General features: G+C 67.2%; 13 protein-coding genes and 1 tRNA gene. 8 read left to right on the plus strand and 6 right to left on the minus strand.

From position 1 onward, the window contains the following. Window positions 1–133 precede the first annotated feature (133 nt). Entirely contained in the window at window positions 134–274 is a 141-nt protein-coding gene (locus tag ACLQ2T_RS23345; RefSeq protein ID WP_425768493.1) for a hypothetical protein, read from the plus strand. After that, entirely contained in the window at window positions 271–1,491 is a 1,221-nt protein-coding gene (locus ACLQ2T_RS23350; RefSeq protein ID WP_425768494.1) for an NUDIX domain-containing protein, read from the plus strand. Before ACLQ2T_RS23345 ends, ACLQ2T_RS23350 begins: the two co-directional genes overlap by 4 nt. Before the next feature lie 413 nt (window positions 1,492–1,904). Here the strand turns inward: ACLQ2T_RS23350 and ACLQ2T_RS23355 are convergent, their stop codons facing one another. From ACLQ2T_RS23355 to ACLQ2T_RS23365, 3 genes are all read right to left on the minus strand, one after another. Next, window positions 1,905–3,149, minus strand: coding sequence for an IS701 family transposase (locus ACLQ2T_RS23355; protein WP_425768577.1), 1,245 nt, complete (start codon window positions 3,147–3,149; stop codon window positions 1,905–1,907). A 782-nt stretch (window positions 3,150–3,931) separates the two neighbouring features. Further along, a complete protein-coding gene (locus ACLQ2T_RS23360; RefSeq protein WP_425768495.1) occupies window positions 3,932–4,186 on the minus strand; it encodes a hypothetical protein in 255 nt (84 codons plus the stop codon). A 22-nt stretch (window positions 4,187–4,208) separates the two neighbouring features. Continuing rightward, window positions 4,209–11,063: a polymorphic toxin-type HINT domain-containing protein gene (locus ACLQ2T_RS23365; protein WP_425768496.1), complete on the minus strand. Its 6,855-nt coding sequence runs from the start codon at window positions 11,061–11,063 to the stop codon at window positions 4,209–4,211. 737 nt (window positions 11,064–11,800) lie between these two features. Between ACLQ2T_RS23365 and ACLQ2T_RS23370 the strand changes: the two genes are divergently transcribed. Continuing rightward, window positions 11,801–11,876, plus strand: a tRNA-Arg gene (locus ACLQ2T_RS23370). A 141-nt stretch (window positions 11,877–12,017) separates the two neighbouring features. Here ACLQ2T_RS23370 and ACLQ2T_RS23375 read toward each other — a convergent pair. Next, window positions 12,018–12,434: a DUF6896 domain-containing protein gene (locus ACLQ2T_RS23375; protein WP_425768497.1), complete on the minus strand. Its 417-nt coding sequence runs from the start codon at window positions 12,432–12,434 to the stop codon at window positions 12,018–12,020. A 77-nt stretch (window positions 12,435–12,511) separates the two neighbouring features. On the opposite strand from ACLQ2T_RS23375, the gene ACLQ2T_RS23380 reads away from it, so the two are divergent. The 5 genes from ACLQ2T_RS23380 to ACLQ2T_RS23400 all read left to right on the plus strand — a co-directional run bounded on the left by ACLQ2T_RS23380 (window position 12,512) and on the right by ACLQ2T_RS23400 (window position 16,603). Continuing rightward, entirely contained in the window at window positions 12,512–12,793 is a 282-nt protein-coding gene (locus ACLQ2T_RS23380; RefSeq protein ID WP_425768498.1) for a hypothetical protein, read from the plus strand. A gap of 84 nt (window positions 12,794–12,877) precedes the next feature. Then, window positions 12,878–14,077, plus strand: a complete 1,200-nt coding sequence (locus tag ACLQ2T_RS23385) for a sensor histidine kinase (RefSeq protein WP_425768499.1) — start codon at window positions 12,878–12,880, stop codon at window positions 14,075–14,077. Next, window positions 14,074–14,796 (plus strand): response regulator, encoded by a 723-nt coding sequence (locus ACLQ2T_RS23390; protein ID WP_425768500.1) that lies wholly within the window; start codon window positions 14,074–14,076, stop codon window positions 14,794–14,796. The genes ACLQ2T_RS23385 and ACLQ2T_RS23390 overlap by 4 nt, the downstream gene beginning before the upstream one ends. Before the next feature lie 62 nt (window positions 14,797–14,858). Continuing rightward, the gene (locus ACLQ2T_RS23395; protein WP_425768501.1) at window positions 14,859–15,824 is read left to right on the plus strand and encodes an ABC transporter ATP-binding protein; all 966 of its coding nucleotides are present in this window, start codon (window positions 14,859–14,861) and stop codon (window positions 15,822–15,824) included. Further along, complete coding sequence (locus tag ACLQ2T_RS23400; RefSeq protein WP_425768502.1) at window positions 15,821–16,603, plus strand: ABC transporter permease; 783 nt, start codon at window positions 15,821–15,823, stop codon at window positions 16,601–16,603. Before ACLQ2T_RS23395 ends, ACLQ2T_RS23400 begins: the two co-directional genes overlap by 4 nt. A gap of 25 nt (window positions 16,604–16,628) precedes the next feature. On the opposite strand, the gene ACLQ2T_RS23405 is transcribed toward ACLQ2T_RS23400, so the two are convergent. Together ACLQ2T_RS23405 and ACLQ2T_RS23410 are read right to left on the minus strand one after the other, a co-directional pair. After that, on the minus strand, window positions 16,629–17,873 hold the full coding sequence (locus tag ACLQ2T_RS23405) for an RNA polymerase sigma factor (RefSeq protein WP_425768503.1): 1,245 nt from the start codon (window positions 17,871–17,873) through the stop codon (window positions 16,629–16,631). Next, window positions 17,870–18,241, minus strand: coding sequence for a YciI family protein (locus ACLQ2T_RS23410; protein WP_425768504.1), 372 nt, complete (start codon window positions 18,239–18,241; stop codon window positions 17,870–17,872). The genes ACLQ2T_RS23405 and ACLQ2T_RS23410 overlap by 4 nt, the downstream gene beginning before the upstream one ends. Window positions 18,242–18,250: the final 9 nt, after the last annotated feature.

Genomic DNA, 18,250 nt, shown 5'->3' on the forward strand with positions numbered 1-18,250 from the left:
ATATATCTCCCCGATGATCATGAGCAGACGCTGGTTGGCGAGGGTCGGCGGCGTGAAACGCCTGACGGCTGCCTTCAACGACGACCACGCTGCGGCCCGCGCTCTCGTCAAGGCCAAGGACGCTTGAAAGCGTTTGAACGAGCAACTGTCCCGCTGGCGGCAGATCGCCGATCACTGGATCGACAATCGCCACGACCTCGCCCACTTCACGGCGACGCTGGACGACGTCTACGCCGCGACCTGCCCTTCCATCACGAGAACGGAACCCTCATGACACGGCTGTACGCCTCCGCCGGCGCGATCGTCGTCTGCGCAGACCTCCAACATCCGCGGATGCTGCTGTTGGAACAGATCCGTACCACCGGCGAGCGCCAGGTAGTCGCCCCGAAAGGGCGCATCGAGCCAGGCGAGTCACCGCTGATCGCCGCCGCCCGAGAAGTATCGGAAGAGGCCGCACTGCACGACATGCGCTACGTCGCCTACCTCGGACAGGAGGCATACCGCTTCACCGACCACCACGGCACGCCAGCGCAGAAGACTGTCGACTGGTTCCTGTTCGCCACCACGGACACGACCGCGACCGCGCGGCAGACCGAAGGGTTCGTCGCCGCTCAATGGCACGACCTATCCGACGCGCTGACCGCCGCGAGCCACGCCAGCTTCCACAAGTACGTCCGACGGGCCGAGGAAATCATCGCCTGGCGCCGCAGCGGCCCGCTCGACTACAGCGACACCCTCAGCCAAACGGTATGGAACTTCAGCCAACCTGCCAACGCCCTGTTAGCCAAGCACCCCGGCGCTGGCGCCGCCCTCTGCGGCTCCGCCGCACGCGGAGACTTCATCGAAGGCTGGAGCGACCTCGACCTCGTCGCCTGGGGACTCGAACCCGCATCCCCGCCCGCCATCGCCCTGCGCCAACTCACCGACAAAGTCAGCCACCAAACCGGCATCCGCACCTCACTCCACCTCACCCACCCCGACGGAGACGGTGCCGATGGGCTCGAACGGCTGCACACCATGAAGCTGCACGCTGTTCTGCGTCGAACCCACATCGACGTCCCGATCGTGGCCGGCACCCGTGCAGCGTCCCTGCCGGAAGTGCCCCACACCGCCAACCTGGCCGCCGATATCGGCCATCTACGCGACTTCTCCTACCAACGCCAGGCGGCGACACCCACCGCCGACACCGACCGCATCGATCGCGCCCGCCGCACCCTGGCAGTGCTATCCAGCGCTGCCCGCCAAACCGCCCTCACCGTTGACGCACATGGATTGCTCCGTTTGCCCGACGTTGTGGCCACCCTCGACCAGCACTGGCCCGGCACTGAGGCTGCACGGCTCCTCGACGCCTACGACGCTTACCGCCGCACCGGTGCGACCAACCTCATTCGAGCCGAGCAGCTCGCCAGTCAGGTGCCTTCAGCGTTGGAGGAACTACACCACCTCACAGCCGCCCGCGACAGTCAACACACCACAATCCAGACCACCTGAGCAGCGACAATGACGAGCAGCTGGCCAACACCTGAAAGTCGCCCGGCCAGAACAGCGCCGCGCCCACGCGGCCTCTCATGAGACACCCGCCCGGACCGATCTGATCCGGGCCGAGCCCCGACCATGATGATCTTCCTAGGACTGGTCTCTGCCAGCTCTGCAGGCTGATTACCTGCAGATTTCTGCCTTTCCCCACATCGGCCTATCTCTTTGGGCGCTGCTGTGGTCTCTTGTTGGAGATCAGCAATCGACGTTTGCCCTGGTCGGTGTTGATGGATCAAGAGCAGGATTTTCAGGGCCCCGCTCGGTCCATTCGAGTTGGGCACATAACTTCTGATTCGCGGTCACATGCCTCGATGAATAAGGCAACCTGTCCGACCCGCCCCGGCTAGTACTCCAGCCGGGGATCGTGATCACGGCTCGATGAGGGCTTGTCGGGCGTAGTGGCTGGTCATAGAGCGGGCTTGGTGTCGGCGTCGGCGGATTGACCAGAGCAGCGGGTCGCAGCGTCGGCGGGTGGGTTCGATGATCAGGATGTGGAACAGGTGGCGTAGCTCGTTGACGGTCAGCGGGATCAGCCCGACTGGCTGGTAGCGGTGGCGGTGGCCGCAGGTTGCGGCGGCGAGGAAGGCGTGGGCGAGGATCGTCAGGGTGGTCCAGCGGTACCAGGACGTCCAGCGGCGGTGTTGGTGCTGGTCCAGGCCGAGTCCGGTCTTCGCGGCCTGAAACGACTCCTCGATCTTCCAGCGGCGGCCAGCGACCGCGACGAGGGTGCCGAGCGCGACGGCCTGGGGTGACCAGCAGCGGTAGAAGGCCAGTTCACCGGTGCGGCGGTTGCGGCGGATCAGCAGCCAGTGGTGCCCGCCCTGGTCGTCGGTGGCGTTAGGCAGGGCGGTGAAGGACCAGTCGTAGTAGCGGTGGCCTTTCACGCCCGGGCCGGCGGACACCCGTTGCCACGCGGTGGCGGGAAGTTCCGCAGCGAGGGCGTCGACGCGGTAGGTGCCGATGCCGGTGATCACCTGGTGCGAGCAGGCGACGGCCAGGACGTAGCTCAGTCGCAGCTGACGGAGCCGGGCGGCCAGGCGCGGATCGTTGCCGTAAGCCTCGTCGCCGGCCGCCCATCGGCACGGCAGTCCGGCGGTGACCGCGGCCTCGATCATCCGGGCTGCCAGTTGCGGCTTGGTCGCGAACCGCACGGTATCCGGGATGCCGGCCTCAGCACGTCGTTCGGGGTCGTCGCACCAGGACTTCGGCAGGTAGAGGGCCGTGTCGAGCATCGCGTGAGCACGCTGGGTGGCGTAGACCAGGTGCACCGCGAGCTGACAGTTCTCGATTTTCCCGGCGGTGCCTGAATACTGCCGCTGAACGCCGACGGTGTGCCGTCCCTTCTTCAGGTCACCGGTCTCGTCGATGACCAGCACGGCCTCAACCTCACCGAGGTGGTGCCCGACAAACTCGCGCACGTCGCTACGCACGGCCGTGTCGTCCCACGTCACCCGAGTCAGCAGGTCCTGCATCCCGTCCGGGCCGGCGTCCCCGGCGTGCTCCGCGATCGTCCAGCAGTTCTTCCGCGGCAACGGTGCCAGCAGGCCCCGCACGAAGGCCCGCACCCGGCGGCGAGGCTCCGGCCTGCGGAAACGCTGCCCGACCGTCAGCATCAGGTCGTCGAACAACACCCGCCACCGCTGGGCGTCTACCCTGTATCCGGCAGCCACCGCTGCGTCATGGTTGGTCCACACAACTATCCATGATCGACGGTGGCTGCCCTCGTCCCCGCACCGACACTGACCCGCAGCTCAGCCGAGGTCAACATCCCCGGCTGGAGTACTAGGGTCGGAAATCCGGCCCAGTCCAGTCCGTCCGGGCCAGTCCCCCGACGTCCGAGCACCCACGGAGCACCCCCGACCATGGCCGATCAGGGCCGGATCGACAGCTACCCATCGCCGTACTGTGTATCGCGAACTATCGGCCGCAGAGTCCGACCTACCGGGCAAGTTCGCTCTTCGCCAGGCCGCAGCGCGGTCCCTCGCGGGATCCGGCTTTCCACCACCACGTAGGGCCGGGAGCGTATCCGCTTCTGGCCCTACTGAAAGGGTTGGTCGGGCGCAGTGCGGCGTCGGGAGCATGTAGCCGGTCGGAAGGACAGCGGGAGGCAGGGGCGCCTTGCCGGGGAAGGCACCCCTGCCTCCCGCTCGGGTGCTCCCGGCGATGGCCAGTCGAAGATCCGAGTCACCTTGACGGTGATACGCCGGGGGGTAGCTGTCGACGCTGAGGTACCCGTAGCTTTACCCTGTCACCACGGGCTCGATCCACCAGCACCGCGAGCACCTGCTCATCCATGACACCGGCCCAGCGGCCGGCTCCTGCCCAAGGTGATCTGGGTCGTCATCTGGCGCCTTTCGCTTGATCGGTCGATCAGCCGCTATTTGAACAATCCCTCCTACTCGCTTGGCCTTTCAATCATTCCAAGCTTCTCCAAAAGTCGCATTCGCGCGGCTTGAACTCGGTCGTGATAGCTTGGATCAAATATCTCCGGCAGCGTTGTTTCAAGCACACCGCCAATTCGATACAAAGGCATCCAAACCGCCTCGTCACTCAACGGGATTCCTTGCTCCTGCAGGCGATGGATCCAGTCGGACATCACAAGCGCCTCATCTACTGTGAGCCTAAGCTCAACAGTGGGTTGTTCCTCCATGCGATCGCCTTTCCGCTGGATCCTACAGCACACCATCATTAATCAGGTAGGCGAACTGGTCCGAGTTCGTCGCGGATCTCCACCCACCGAGATACATCCCCGCATTAGGTCCACTTGCAGCGAATGAGGCATGGAGCCCCCTGGAATCCACATAGTGGATTGCATCCTGCCCGCGGAAAGTTCCACGCATCGATATGGTGCCGGGCGCTTTGACGAAACTCTGAACTGCGGCCACAAACCGCTCGCCGTTAATTTTGTTGAAGTCGCCAAGGATTCCGAAATCAGCAGCATGCATTTGACCATCGTTGTTCTTGCTCATGTAATGGTGGCGAAGCTTGTTGCCATCTATCCACGTCCTCGGGCACGCGCCCGTGTTGTGGACGAGGACAGCCGTGTTGCCGACGATCACATAGTACGTGTGGATGTCGTCGACCGTGAGGTTGTAGGCGAGCGAGCGCCAGGAGAACTTCGAGGTACCTTCAGTGACCTGTACGGGTTCTCCAGCGGGGTTGGCTAGCTGGTCGCCTGGTTGAAGCATGTCGGCGCGCATCCATTGGCGATCACTTTCACTCCAGAAGGAGTGGTCCTCAGTAGTTGCGAGGGTGATCCCTTCTACACCAACGGAGCGCAGGTCGTCCTCGTGGATCCAAACGTGCGTGACTTTACGTTTGCCGCTTTTGCCAGCCTCTGGGTCACTTGCTTGGACTTCGTCGCCAACCTTGAGTTCGCTGAGGGCCTTGGTTGTTCCGTCCGCCATCAGGACCCTAGTCTCAGCGCTAAAGCTGCATGCGACTCTCGCTCCGTCAATGGCGTTGTCGGCGCCACGTATTAACTTGTATGCGCCCTTCAGGATTGCACCCCCAAGAAGGCCCGCTGCCGTCCAAGCGCAACCCGAGGCGCTACCTTGGGTGCAGTCTCGCACGTCGGCGTACCCGCTGACTTGCGCGATGAATTCAGCTCCTGCTTCGATTCCACCGGGATCAGACGCTGCGCAGGCCTTCGGGTTGTTGTTGCACCAGACCCTGGAGAATATTCTTCTCTGTTCGAATGCCGGAAGATCCTCAAAGTAGGTCTTGAACTCCTGGAAAGCAATCCAGTTAGGTGTCAACAGATTGGCAACGCTGTTCTCTCCGCCGAGGGTGGAGTTTCCAATGTCGACCCTATTGCCACCGCCACCGCCGTTTCCACCGCCGTTTCCGCCGCCGTTCCCACCACCGCCGCCGTTGCCACCGCCGCTCGGGGGGTTTCTGGGTGCGGTTCGTCTGCAGTCGCTGTCTTCGCAGGGGATGAAGCCGGTGGGGTCGGCGAAGGTGGTGGCGTTGTTCTTGGCGTAGCTGTAGGCGTTCCACTGTTGGGGGTCGGTGAGGTCTTGGAGGGGGTCGACGCTGATGAAGCGGCCGAGGGTGGGGTCGTATTCGCGGGCGCCGAGGTGGGTGAGGCCGGTGTCGTCGCGGGTGCCGCCGACGAAGCCGCGGGTGCCGAGGAAGATGCTTGGAGGAGTGGTGCGGTCTTCGCCGTATGGCATGAGCCGCTTGCGGTTCGTTGTCAGGTTGTCGGCGTTGATCTGGACTTGCTCGGTGCCGTGGTGGTCTCCCCCGCTCCAGACGAGGCCGGTGTGGGTACGGACGGCGACGGTGCGGCCGGCTGCGGTGTAGTAGCGGGTGCCGTCGGTTTGGGTGGCGCCGGCGGCAAGGGTGAGCTCGGTAGCGCCCAGGTAGAGGGTGGTTTTATCGGGGGCTCGGCTGATCAGCCGTTTGCCCTCGCTGTCGTAGATGTACGTGGTTTCGTCGGTGCCTTCGGTGACGGTGTCGAGGCGGCCTTCGGCGTCCCATGCCAGTTGCTGCGCTGCGCCGATTTCGGTGTGACGGGCGAGGGTGTTCCCGCTGGCGTCGTAGGTGAAGGTTCGGGTTGGTGTGGTGGCGAGGGGGCCAGTTGCGGCGACGCTGGTGAGAGCGTGGGGGCGGCTGGCGCCGGGGTTGGGGTGGGTGTAGGTCCAGGTGGTGTTGCCAACGGGGTTGTGGTCGGTTTGTTTGGTGCGGTTTCCGACGGTGTCGAATTCCCAGGATCGCCAGTAGGGGTCGATGTTGCCGCCTCGCTGGGGGGACTGGTCGCAGACGGTGGCGGATGGGGTGTTGCCGGTCCAGGCGGTGGTGAGTTGGCGTAGTGGGTCGTAGCGGAAGCATTCGATCTGGTCGGCGGTGCCGTTGGTGCTGCCGAGGATGGAGGTGATGTTGCCGATGGCGTCGTAGCGGTAGGCGGTGCCGTACTTGGGGGTGAAGGAGCCGGGGGTGTTCTCCAGGTCGATGCTGCTGGCGGCGAGTCGACCGGTTTGCTGGTCGAGGGTGTTGGTCAGCCGGACTCGCTTGCCGGCGGAACCGAGAAGGAGTTGGTGGATGGGGCCGTATGCGTAGAAGCTGGTGGCGGCGACGTAGGTGTCCAGGCCGGTGACGGTGGTGGGGTAGCCGTTGTTGTCGTAGCCGTAGGTGATGGTTTCGGCGGGTAGGCCCCCTACAGCTGCTTGGCTGCTGCTTGTGAGGTGTCCGGCCTTGTCGTAGGTGAGGGTGCTGGTGTAGGTGCCAGCGAGTGCTCCTTCGGCCGCCGGGATGGTCACGGCGGTGCCGCTGGGTTGGTAGGCATCGGTGTAGCCGGTCACGGCGGTGGTGTAGTTGCCGCCTACGTCGTGGCGGGTGGAGGAGGTCAACTGTCCCTTCGCGATGGTGTCGTAGACGTAGCTCGCGAGTTTGGTGCCTGTGGTGACATCACCGGCCCAGCGGCCGACGACGCGGGATTTGCCGTCGTACTGGGCGGAAACCTTTTGTCCGCGTCCATCGATGGTGTAGGCGATTCTGCCGGCAGGGTCGTAGTGGGTGGTGGTGGTGCCGGAGTCTGGGTCGGCTTTCTGGGTCGGGCGGCCAGCGAGGTCGTAGGTGTTGGTCCAGATGTTGCCGGCAGGGTCTACGGCTTTGGTGAGTTGGTTGAGGAGGTCATGGGTGTAGGTGGTGCTCTGGTAGGTGTTCGGGTTGGTGGCCGAGGTGTACTGGTCCAGGCGGGTGATGTTGCCTCGGACGTCGGTGTGGCTGACGGTTTTGGTGCCGCCGGTCGGGGGAATGACCGTGATGCGGTCGCCGTGGTAGGTGGTGGCCGTTTGTCGCCACGCCGCTCCGAGTTTCTTGTCCACCTGGGTGGTGGCCCGGTTCAGGTGGTCGTAGCTGGTCTCGCGGATGGCGGGGACGGTGGCCAGGTTGGGGTTGACGAGCCCGGCTCCGGCGGCGGAGCTGTTGTGGAAGGGGGCGGTGGTGGCGGCGATGTTGCCGCGTGCGTCGTAGGTGGTGGCGGTGACGATTCGTCCGCCGTTCGGGCCGGGCTGCTGCGCTTCCCTGATACGGGCGAGGCCGTCGAGGTATTGGAACGAGGTTAGGTAGACAGGGCTGCCGATGTGGGATTGAAGTGTCTCGGTCTTGGTGCGTGCTGGGGCGGTCGGTTGTCCGATGCCGCTTGAGATGATCTGGTAGCTGAACCGCAGCGACGGCACCTCGGAGGACTTAGCCTGCCCTGGCAGGTACACCTCTGCCAGGCGACCGACTGGGTCGTAGACGAGGTCGGTGACCTTGCCGTTCAGGTCGGTGATCTTCGACGGTTGACCGGTGTGCCGGTCGATCACAGTGGTTACGGTGTGGTTGAAGCCGCCGCCAGCGGTACTGGTGATCCCGTTGTCGGGCCAGTTGATCGCTGGACTGTAGTTGGTCGTGGTGGTCAGTCCTGCGGGGTCAGTCGTGGTGCGGATCCGGCCCATGTTGTCGTAGGTGCTGCGACCACTGGAAATGTAGGCAGTCGGGCTGGCGTAGGTGCGGGTCTCGGCGACGTTACCGTCGAACGGGGTCTGGGAGCCTTCAACGGTGTAGGTGTCGTAGAAGGTCACCGCGCGTGAGAGGAGTGTGCCCGATCCGCAGGTGTCGCCGGACCAGGTTTCCACCCGCTCCGGGAAACTGATCATGTAGTAGGAGTTCGGTGCGTCACGTTGCGCGTAGGTGTACGAGGTGCAGGTGTTGTCCGCGACGCCGACCTGGTTGTACTGATGAAGCCGGATCGGCAGCCCGTACGTCGACTCGTAGACCGTCTTCTTTTCGCTGTGTCGCCAGCTGCCGTCGTCGAGTTTGACGCGGGTGTTCTCCAGGCCGGTGCGGGTTTGGCGGGGGTTGGCGTAGCCGGGGCCGTTGTAGCTGCCTTGGATGACGTGGTCGTAGCGGGTGCTGGCGACTTCGGTGTAGGAGGCGTTGGCCGGGTTGGCGTTGTAGGTGGTCATCCGGTAGTGGCGGGTTTGCAGGGTCCGGCCGGTGCGGGCGTAGTGGTCGTCGTAGGTGTCACCGGCGTAGTCGGTGACGGTGGTTTGTTTGATACCGCCGCCGCTGCCGGGGTCGTAGATGTCGTGGTACATGCCGCGGAAGAAGTTCGACATCCACACCGTGTACTTCGACGGATCCGTGCCGGAGCCTTGCACCACGCGGACGCGGTTGTAGCCGGCGAAGGTGCTCCACGACTCGTACTCGTCGGGCACGAGGGGGTTGTTGGGGTTCTTCCAGGCTGGGTTTCCGACCGTGTAGTCGTACTGGGTGACCTGGTCCGGTGACCCACCCACCTGGTCTTTCACCACCACCTTTTTGACCAGGTACTTGTGGAAGATGCCGAAGCCGGGGTCGGCGCCGGGTGGGGTGTGGAAGATCGGGTAGCAGTCCTCGGTGTTGACGTCCCAGTTACCCACCTTGCCGTTGTGCCAACTGTTGTAGCCCGACTGGTTCGACCCGCCCTGCGGGCACGGCTTCTGCGTCCCGTACGTGACCTCCGTCCGCCGACCGAAGCCGTTACGGACCACCAGCAGGCGGGGCATCCGCATCGCGGACACACCGAGTCCGGACTCGTCGTAGTCGACGCGGCCGTCGCGGAAGTTCGGCTGCACGCCGTCGACGTAGTCGAAGTCCACCGGCGGCAGGTCGATCTTGTTCGCGTCCGCACCGATCAGGCCGCTGGGGCGTATGTAGTCCAGGACGAAGGCCCGCTCGGTCAGGCCGGTGGGGTTGGACACCTTGTACCGCAACTGAACCCGAGCGATGTTGTTCCACTCTCCGGTGCCGGCGTTCCACTGGTAGGAGATGACGCGGTCCAGGATCCTGCTGGTGAAGAACGACTGGGTGTAGTTCCCACACGACGACGACCCGCAGACCAGGTCACCCGGCACGTCCGGGTAGGAGTTCGGGTTCGACGACAACGCCGGACAGGTCGCCGGCTCGTTGTTGAACGGGTCATCTTCGGCGGTGCGCTCCACACACCGGTGCGCCCACCCGAACACCACCCGGCCGACCGGAACCGCGCCCGCCTCGGTGACGTTCTTTGCGTACTCGATCTCCGACAGATACCCACCGCGGTCGTACTCCAGGATCGACCCGCTCAACGCCCGCTTGTAATGGTTCGTCTCCCGCGTCCAGTGCAGATACGTTTCGTTCTCGTTGGCATCGCGAACCCGGTCCAGGTTCCACCGCCACGGATCCCGACACGACGCCGGATACACGTCGTAGCAGGGCTCGCCCGCCTCGTCACCGAGGAACGACATCTTCCACACCGAGTCCCGCACGAACCCGAACCGGTACTCCGTACCGTCCTGCGTCCACACCTTCCAATAACCGTCGTCCTCGGCCCCACCCGCCAGGAACTCCACCCGCCACCCGAGATCATCGACCGGCTTCCACACCCCCGCCGTCGTCTTCACGATCTGCGTCGACTGCCCCTGCAACGAGATCGTGATATGCGACGCCCCCGCATCATTCGTCGCCGACTCCCCGTCCTCACCATCCGGGGACTCCCAACACATCTCCGTCTTATGCGTCCGACACGGCTTGTACGTCCGCTCGACATAACCCGGCGAGTACGACCACCCCAACCCCGCCGGACCCGACTGGTTGTTCGTCCCGTGCGTCATCCCATCCACCGACGACGAGCTGTACGACAACTCCAAGCCCAGGGTCTGCCCGTACGGCAACGGCGGTTCCGGCAGCGGATACGAATACGTGAACGACCCGGCGCTCTCCCCGACCTGCCACGACCCCGACGGCTTCAAATCCGTGGCCGTGTACGAACCCGTCGACCCACCCGACGCCGACGACGCCAACGCATACACACCCGTCGACTCGACCGCCGACTCCGGACCGAAACCCTCGAACACACCCGTCCGACTACCGGCGGCCGTCGCGTCGCCGCCGACCTCGACCACCGCCGTCAACGTCTTCGCGTGCGGATCGTTGGTAGCCGACACCCACACCGGATCCGCCGAACACTCCGGCACCTCAGGCGTCGTCGCCGCACACCCCGGCAACCGCACCAACGTCAACCGGTCAGCGAACGAACCCCCATACGCCTGCGCGAAATCCGAGTAATCCACCACCACCTGCACCGCACCCGCACCAGCCGCCCCGTCCGCACGGGAAAGCGAATACAGGGGGCCCGCGTTACCCAACGCCACCGACGTCGCCCGATCGAACGACCGCACCCGCACCGACCCGACCTCACCACCGGCCAGGCCACGCCCTGCCACACCCTCACCCGCGGGCGCCTCACCGGCCGGTTCGACCGTCAACCCGAACGCCTGCCGATCCCCGGCATCACCCTGAAGGTCGAGGACCGCCTCACCACCCTCAGGAAACGTGCCCGCCGGAAGGGGATCAGTCACCGTAACCTCGTCATCCGGATCCGGATCCTGCGCCTGCTGCCGCACCCCCACACTCGCCACCGACGTCGAATCACCCGGCTCCAACACCGGCCCCGCCGCAACCGCCGGGCCACGTAACTGCACCACCGGCAACAACCCCAGCAACACCGCGACCGCCAAGGCTCCCGCCCTGACCCTCCCCCGCGCCCCAAAACGGTCAAACGCAGTGCCCCCACGGCGGCCAGCAAGCATCACAACGCCCCCCGTCGATCCAAGAAATTGATCGACACGCTAGACACCCCATCGACGCCCACACAAGAGCATGATCGACAACCGTCCGTTAAGGACGGTCACCGAACGCACCCATCAGGCGGGCCGCCAGATCACACCTGCCGCCGAATACCGTCATAAAGCGCGCATCAAGGGCCCACCTCTCCACCGGCCCAGCCAACGCCTTCACGCAACGAGATCTTCAGAGAATTTTCAGCAAGAAAATTTACTGTCCGAGGCGACCTACGACCTACCACACAAGTCATCCGAAATCAGGGGGATAGGACAGAATGCCCATAGACTAACGAAAAGCTCGCCGTGACCTCAAGGCCACTCGGCCGGGACAGCGCCGCGCCCAAGCACGCGACCTCTCGCCAGACACCCGCCGGAACCAGTCTTGATCCGGACCAAGCCAGGGCGAGGATGATCTTCCTGATGTGTGCGGCGTGTGCTCTCCAGCCGATACCACCCTGGGTCAACCCGTGCCAATCTTGGTCACCGCGGCCCACCGCCGGTCGAAAACCGGGGTTGATGTGGTCGGGCGGTGGTCATGGGCTGCGGGAACAGGGTTTCCGACGACGTGGGTGAACGTGGGCCACTCCCTGCCACCCCAGGTGAACCCCCAGGTCGCTAGACTAGGCCCTCGCGCCCTCGTAGCTCAGGGGATAGAGCATCGGTTTCCTAAACCGTGTGTCGCAGGTTCGAATCCTGCCGGGGGCACCAGGTCACAGCCATGATCACCGATCACCGATTCGCCTTCCGAGACCGAATCGCCTCGCTGCCTTCGGCCGGCTCTCGTCCAAGTGGTCAGAGACAGACCGGTCGACCAAGATGATCTTCCGGAAGGGCGCTGGGTGGCTCGGTTCAGCTAGCCGGCAGGGCGTACCACCGGCCGGCTTGGACCTCTCGCAGTTCGCCCAACTGGGAAAGGTAGGAGCATGCCGTGCGCAGCTCCTCGATCGACGGTCGGGCGTCCGACTGTTCGTCGAGGAACCATTTGATCCGCCAGGCGTCGAATGCCTCGACACCGTCGACCAGGTCGACGTCGACCTCGCGGCCTTGCTGATCCGTCATCCGGCAGCCGGCGCCGTGAACCGAGTACTCGATACCTGTGCTCGACATGCCCTCCCGGGGCAACGTTCGCGTATGCCTCACTGCCACCATCAGATCCAGGACACAAACAAGATCCGGATAGGCGTCGAGCAGGTCCGACCGTACGCGCTCCAGGGCTGCGGCGTAGCGTCGTACTGACTCGATCGCCAACTCGGCATTCTCGATCACATGATCAGTATGTCCGCCTGACAGTCGGCAGCCGTGGGGGCAGAGTCTGCCGGACGCCGACCTGGGAGCATTCCGGCGTGACGTCAGGGCAGCCGCTCCCACCCAGCCGGGTCGAGGTGGAGGTTCACTTCGCGGCCGTACTGTCCGGCGGCAGCTCTCGTGCGGAGGTGGATCGCTGGGCTGAGCGGGCCCGGCGGGACCTGGCGGACGTGGAGGTCGACGAGGCGGTGTGGTGGGCCCTGGGAGTTCTCGCCGGCCTCGATCTTCGCCACAGACCGGATCAGCCGTACCTGCACGATGATGCGCAGGTGCGGGAATGGCTCGCCGAGTTCCGGCGACGGTGCGCCGGCTCCGGTTGATCTCGACGCGGTGCGTACGCCGATCGTCCGGATCTCCACGTGGTGTTGACGCGGTGGGTGCCGCCGCGCCGGGAGAATGAGCCCGTGGCGAGCGCGCGGAGATCGACCGGGTTGCCTCGGCTCGCCGGGGTCGGCGGGTCGGTGCTCGGCGTGGTGGCGATGGTGGCCGGTACGGCGATGGTCGCGCCCGATGGTGCCGAGCGGGGTGCCGATCTGGTGGCCTGGTTCCTCGTCGGGTGCGCCGGGGTGGCCGCCGTCGCGGTGTGGTGGTGGCCGGTGCCGGCCGGTGTTCTGGTGACGGTAGCTCTGCTCGGGTACGTCGGGGGGAACTTCCCCGACGGGCCGGTTCTGCTGGCGGGGCTGATGGTGCTGTTCGCACTGGGTGGGGCGCGTAGTCGGTGGGTCGGGTACGGGTTCGCCGCCGGCATGTCCCTCGTCGTGTTGGTGGCCGGGGCGGTCGTGGACGGTGGGCCGGGGGTGGTCGACCTGGCCTTCGTGGGTTGGTGTGCCGCAGCGGTGTTCGCCGCCGACGCGCTGACGGGAGTGCGGGAGCGGCGGGCGGGGCGGCGGGAGCGGGCGCGGCTGCGCGCTGAGGCACGGCGGCGGGAGACGGATCGGCGGTTGGCCGAGCAGCGGCTGCGTATCGCCCGGGATCTGCACGACAGTGTGGCCCACGCGATGGCGACGATCAACGTGCAGGCGGGCATGGCGGGGCGGGTGATCGACAGCCGGCCGGAGGTGGCGCGGGAGGCGTTGGAGGTGGTCCGGGCGGTCAGTGCGACCGTGCTGGACGAGTTGAACGCGATGGTCCGGGTGCTGCGTTCCGGGGAGGAGGGTGCCCCGTTCGGGCCGGCGCCGGGGCTGTCGGATCTGCCCGAGTTGGTGTGCTCCGCCCGGCAGTCCGGTACGGCGGTGCGGTTGGATTTCGCCGTACCCCCTGGTCGGGTGCCGGGGCCGGCGCAGTTGGCGGCGTACCGCATCGTGCAGGAGTCACTGACGAATGTGGCCCGGTACGCGAGCGGGGCCAGCGCCCGGGTCGCGGTCAGCTACGCGGAGGAGGCCGGGTTGCGGGTCGTGGTCGAGGACACCGGATCGGATTCGCCCCGGCCGGTGCCGGGGGGTGGTGTCGGCATCGCCGGTATGCGGGAACGGGCGGTGGCCACCGGTGGCTCGCTGGTGGCCGGGCCGACCCCGACGGGTGGGTTCCGGGTCACCGCCGAGTGGCCGAGCGGGCGTACGGCGTCGCCGGAACGGTCCGAGCAGTGTGCGGAGGGGTTCGGGTGATCCGGGTCGTACTCGCCGATGACCAGGTGCTGGTCCGGGCCGGTTTCCGGGCCCTGCTGGCCCTTGAGTCGGACATCGTGGTGGTGGGTGAGGCCGATGACGGTCGGGCGGCGGTGGAGACGTGTCTGCGTACGGTCCCGGATGTGGTTCTGATGGACATCCGGATGCCGGGGGTGGACGGCCTGGCCGCCACCGACCAGATCGTGGCCGATGACCGGCTGGCCGGGGTCCGGGTGCTGATCCTGACCACCTTCGACCTGGACGAGTACGTCTTCGCGGCGCTGCGGGCCGGGGCGAGCGGGTTCCTGGTCAAGCACACCCATCCGGACGAGCTGGTCCGGGCGGTCCGGGTGGTGGCCGCCGGTGAGGCCCTGTTGTCACCCGGGGTCACCCGACGGCTGATCGCGGCGTACGTGGAAACCACGCCGGTGGACGAGTCGGCCCAGGCGACCGGTTCGGTCCCCGCCGGCATGGCCTCGCTGACGGAGCGGGAACGCCAGGTGGTGGTGCGGGTCGCGGCGGGCCTGTCGAACGACGAGATCGCGGCGGAGTTCGTGGTCAGCCCGACCACGGTACGCACCCATGTGAGCCGGGCGATGGCCAAGCTGTACGCACGGGACCGCGCCCAGTTGGTGGTCTTCGCCTATCAGAGCGGCCTGGTCCACCCCGGTCCTGGTACTTCCGGCGTCGAGCCGGCCGGGGGCGGGCCGAACACCTGAGGTAGGGCGGTCTCCACACTGGAATGACGACATGATCCGGCCCGAAGCCGAGGCTGGAGGTCATGAGAACAAGCATTCACGGGAGCGCACCGGCGGTGCCGGACGACGCCGCGGTCGTCCTTGACGGGCTGACCAAACGGTACGGCGACCGGACGGTGGTGGACCGGCTGACCATGCACATCCCCCGAGGGGCGGTGGCGGGGTTCGTCGGTCCGAACGGTGCCGGTAAGACGACCGCGATGGCGATGCTGCTGGGTCTGGTGCGACCCACCGGCGGTACGGCCAGGGTGCTCGGCCAGCCGGTCACCCACCCCGCCCGCTACCTGCGGCGGGTGGGTGCCCTCATCGAGGGGCCCGGCTTCTATCCGGCGTTGACCGGGGTGGAGAACCTGCGGGTGCTGGCGGCGCTGGGCGGTCACGACGAGGGACGCATTCCGCTCGTGCTCGACCAGGTCGGGCTGGCCGGGCGGGGCGGGGACCGCTTCCGGGCGTACTCGTTGGGCATGAAGCAGCGGCTGGGTATCGCCGCCGCCCTGCTCGGGGATCCGGAACTCGTCGTGCTGGACGAGCCCAGCAACGGCCTGGATCCGGCCGGGATGGCCGAGATCCGCCGACTGGTCGCGGAGATCGCCGCCGGGGGCCGTACCGTCCTGCTCTCCTCCCATCTGCTCGGTGAGCTTGAGCAGGTGTGCGACTGGCTGCTGGTGCTGGACCGTGGGGTGCTGCGGTACCAGGGGTCGACCCGGGCGCTGACCGCCCGCGCCGGGTGCTGGCTGACCGTGGCCACCGAACATCCCGGCGACACCGAGCGGCTGCTGGCGCTCCTGGTGGCCGAGGGTCTCCGGGCGCGGCGGCAGGGCGGCGAGGTGGTGGTGGAGGTGCCCGCCGAGGAGGCCGACACCGGCCCGGCGGCGGGGGCCCGGATCAACCGCCTGGCGTACGCCGATGGCCTCGTCCTGGCGGAGCTGCACCGTACCCGGGCCAGCCTGGAGGACCAGTTCCTGTCGATGCTGGGGGGTGCCGGATGATCCGGGCCTTCCGCGCCGAACTCGTCAAGCTCCTGCGGCCCCGGCTGCTGGTGGCCACCGGCCTGGTGGGGCTGCTGTTCGCGGTGGGTTCGGCTGCGGCCGGCATCCTGAACGCCCAACCCGCCGCCGCCGGGGCCGAGGGTCCGGTGTTGGAGGGGTTCGCCCGGCCGGAGGGGGGCACGCTGGCCTTCACCATGGCCGCTTCCTTCGCCGGTGCCTTCCTGTTGGCGGTCTTCGCCGGTGCGGTGGGTGCGGAGTTCTCCCGGGGAACCCTGCGCACCCTGCTCATGCAGCAGCCGGGTCGGCTGCGACTCGTCGCCGGGAAGCTGGCCGCACTGCTGCTGTTCGCGGCGATCGCGATCGCCGTCACGATGGTGGCCAGTGTGGCCGCCTCGGCGGTCTTCGTGAGCACCATGGAGGTCTCCCCCGCACCCTGGTTCACCTCCGCCGGTTGGGGTGCGATGGCCGCCGACTACGGCCGGGTGTTGCTGGCGGTCACCGGCTGGGCGCTGCTCGGTACCGCGCTGGGGGTGCTGGTCCCCTCGGTGCCGGTGGCGCTGGCCATCGCGGTCGGTTGGGCCGGTCCGGTGGAGCAGGTGCTGGGTGAGGCGTGGGTGCCGGCCGGCCACTGGTTTCCCGGCCTGCTGCTGGAGTCCCTGCTGGATCCGGAGCCGGGTGGTCCCGGCGTGACCCGTGCCCTGCTCACCCTCACCTGCTACTGCCTGCTGGCGGTCGGGGTGTCGCTGGCCGTGCTGGGTCGGCGTGACGTGACGGCCTGAGCGAGGGTCCCGGGCACCCGGCCGGTCAGGGTGTCCGGGTCAGCCGCGCTCGGCGGCGCGCCAGGTACTCCCGTTCGGCGGGGTCGTGGGTGAGGTCGATGGCGCTGTCGTACGCCGCCACCGCCTCCCGGTGGCGGCCGAGTCGCTCCAGCAGGTGGGCCCGGACGGCCTTGGCGGGCTGGAATCGTCGGGCCCGGTCGTCGGCCGGGTTCGTCAGTTCGTCCAGCCGGGTCAGCCCGGCCGCCGGGCCCTGCACCTCGGCGGTGGCGACGGCGAAGGCGACGTCGCCACCGAGCGAGGGTGCGACCGTGTGCAGTACCCGGTGCAGGTCCAGCAGGGCCGGCCAGTCGGTGGTGCCGGTGTGCCGCCGGGCGCAGTGCACGGCCTGGACTGCGGCTTCGAGTTGGAAGCGGCCGAGTCGCCCACCGGCGTGGGCGGTGCGCAGGTGCTCGTGTGCCCGGTGGATCAGGTGATCGTTCCAGCGCGTCGGGTCCTGCTCGGCCAGTGGCACGAACCGCCCGTGGGCGTCGGAGCGGGCGGGCAGGCGGGCGGCGGAGAGTTGGACCAGGGCGGCCAGCCCGTGGGCCTCGGGGTCCTCGGGCACCACCGTGGTGAGCACCTCGGCCAGGTGCAGGGCCTCGGTGGGTACCGGGCGGGCCTGTGGGCCGGTGGTCGCCCAGTCGATGACGTACGCCCCGTAGATCGCTTCGAGGACGGCGGCCATCCGGCCGGGCAGGTCGGTGCGGTCCGGGATGCGGAAGGGGATGCGGGCGGCCTTGATCCGCCGCTTGGCTCGTACCAGGCGGGTGGCCATCGTCGTGGGGGGTATCGAGAAGGCCCTGCCGATCTGGTCGGCCGTGAAGCCCAGCACGGTGTTGAGCATCAGCGGGGTGTGCGCGGCGCGTCCGATCGCCGGGTGGGCACAGACGAGCATCAGTTCCAGCCGCCGGTCGGGAATCGCCTCGGGGTCGAGGTCGTCGAGGTGTACGGGGGTGTCCCGCTCGATGTCGAGCGGGACACTGCGCCGCCACTGCGCCGACCTCCACTGGTCCCGCAGCCGGTTGCGCGCGACCGTCAGCAGCCACCCGTCGGCGTTGTCGGGTACGCCCCGGTCGGGCCAGGTCCGCAGGGCCCGCTCGAAGGCATCGGCCAGGGCGTCCTCGGCCCAGACGATGTCGCTGGTCGAGGTGGACAGCAGAGCGAGCAGCCGTCCGTAGCTGTCGCGGGCCGCGACGGCTGCGGCTGCCCGCCCCGCCTCCCCGGTGGTCAACTCGTCCAGGCCCCGTCGACGAAGGCGGTCGCGGTCGGGCGTAGCTCGATCGTGCCCCACTGCGCGGCCGGGCACTTCTCCGCCCAGCCGATCGCGGCATCGAGGTCGGGTACCTCCAGGAGGAACACCCCGGCCAGCGCCTCCCTGGTCTCGGCGAAGGGCCCGTCCTGCACCCGCAGGTCACCGTCCTTCCGGGTGATGGTGGTCGTCGCCGCGGCGGGTTGCAGAATGTCGGCCGACAGCAGCACCCCGGCCGCACGCAGCGCCCGACCGTACGCGTCGAAGGCCATCTTCGCCTCCGCCACGACCTCCTCGGAAAGCTCCCCCTCCCCCGCCTCGGGGTAATGAATCATCAGCGCGTAACGCATCCTGCTCTC

Source organism: Micromonospora sp. DT229 (genome assembly GCF_049844505.1).
Classification (GTDB): domain Bacteria; phylum Actinomycetota; class Actinomycetes; order Mycobacteriales; family Micromonosporaceae; genus Micromonospora.

What these genes read in the sequence shown, in the direction of transcription:
- ACLQ2T_RS23350 (WP_425768494.1), top strand. Translation starts at nt 271, where the DNA reads ATGACACGGCTGTACGCCTCCGCCGGCGCGATCGTCGTCTGCGCAGAC.
- ACLQ2T_RS23355 (WP_425768577.1), bottom strand. Translation starts at nt 3,149, where the DNA reads ATGCTGACGGTCGGGCAGCGTTTCCGCAGGCCGGAGCCTCGCCGCCGG.
- ACLQ2T_RS23360 (WP_425768495.1), bottom strand. Translation starts at nt 4,186, where the DNA reads ATGGAGGAACAACCCACTGTTGAGCTTAGGCTCACAGTAGATGAGGCG.
- ACLQ2T_RS23395 (WP_425768501.1), top strand. Translation starts at nt 14,859, where the DNA reads ATGAGAACAAGCATTCACGGGAGCGCACCGGCGGTGCCGGACGACGCC.
- ACLQ2T_RS23400 (WP_425768502.1), top strand. Translation starts at nt 15,821, where the DNA reads ATGATCCGGGCCTTCCGCGCCGAACTCGTCAAGCTCCTGCGGCCCCGG.
- ACLQ2T_RS23410 (WP_425768504.1), bottom strand. Translation starts at nt 18,241, where the DNA reads ATGCGTTACGCGCTGATGATTCATTACCCCGAGGCGGGGGAGGGGGAG.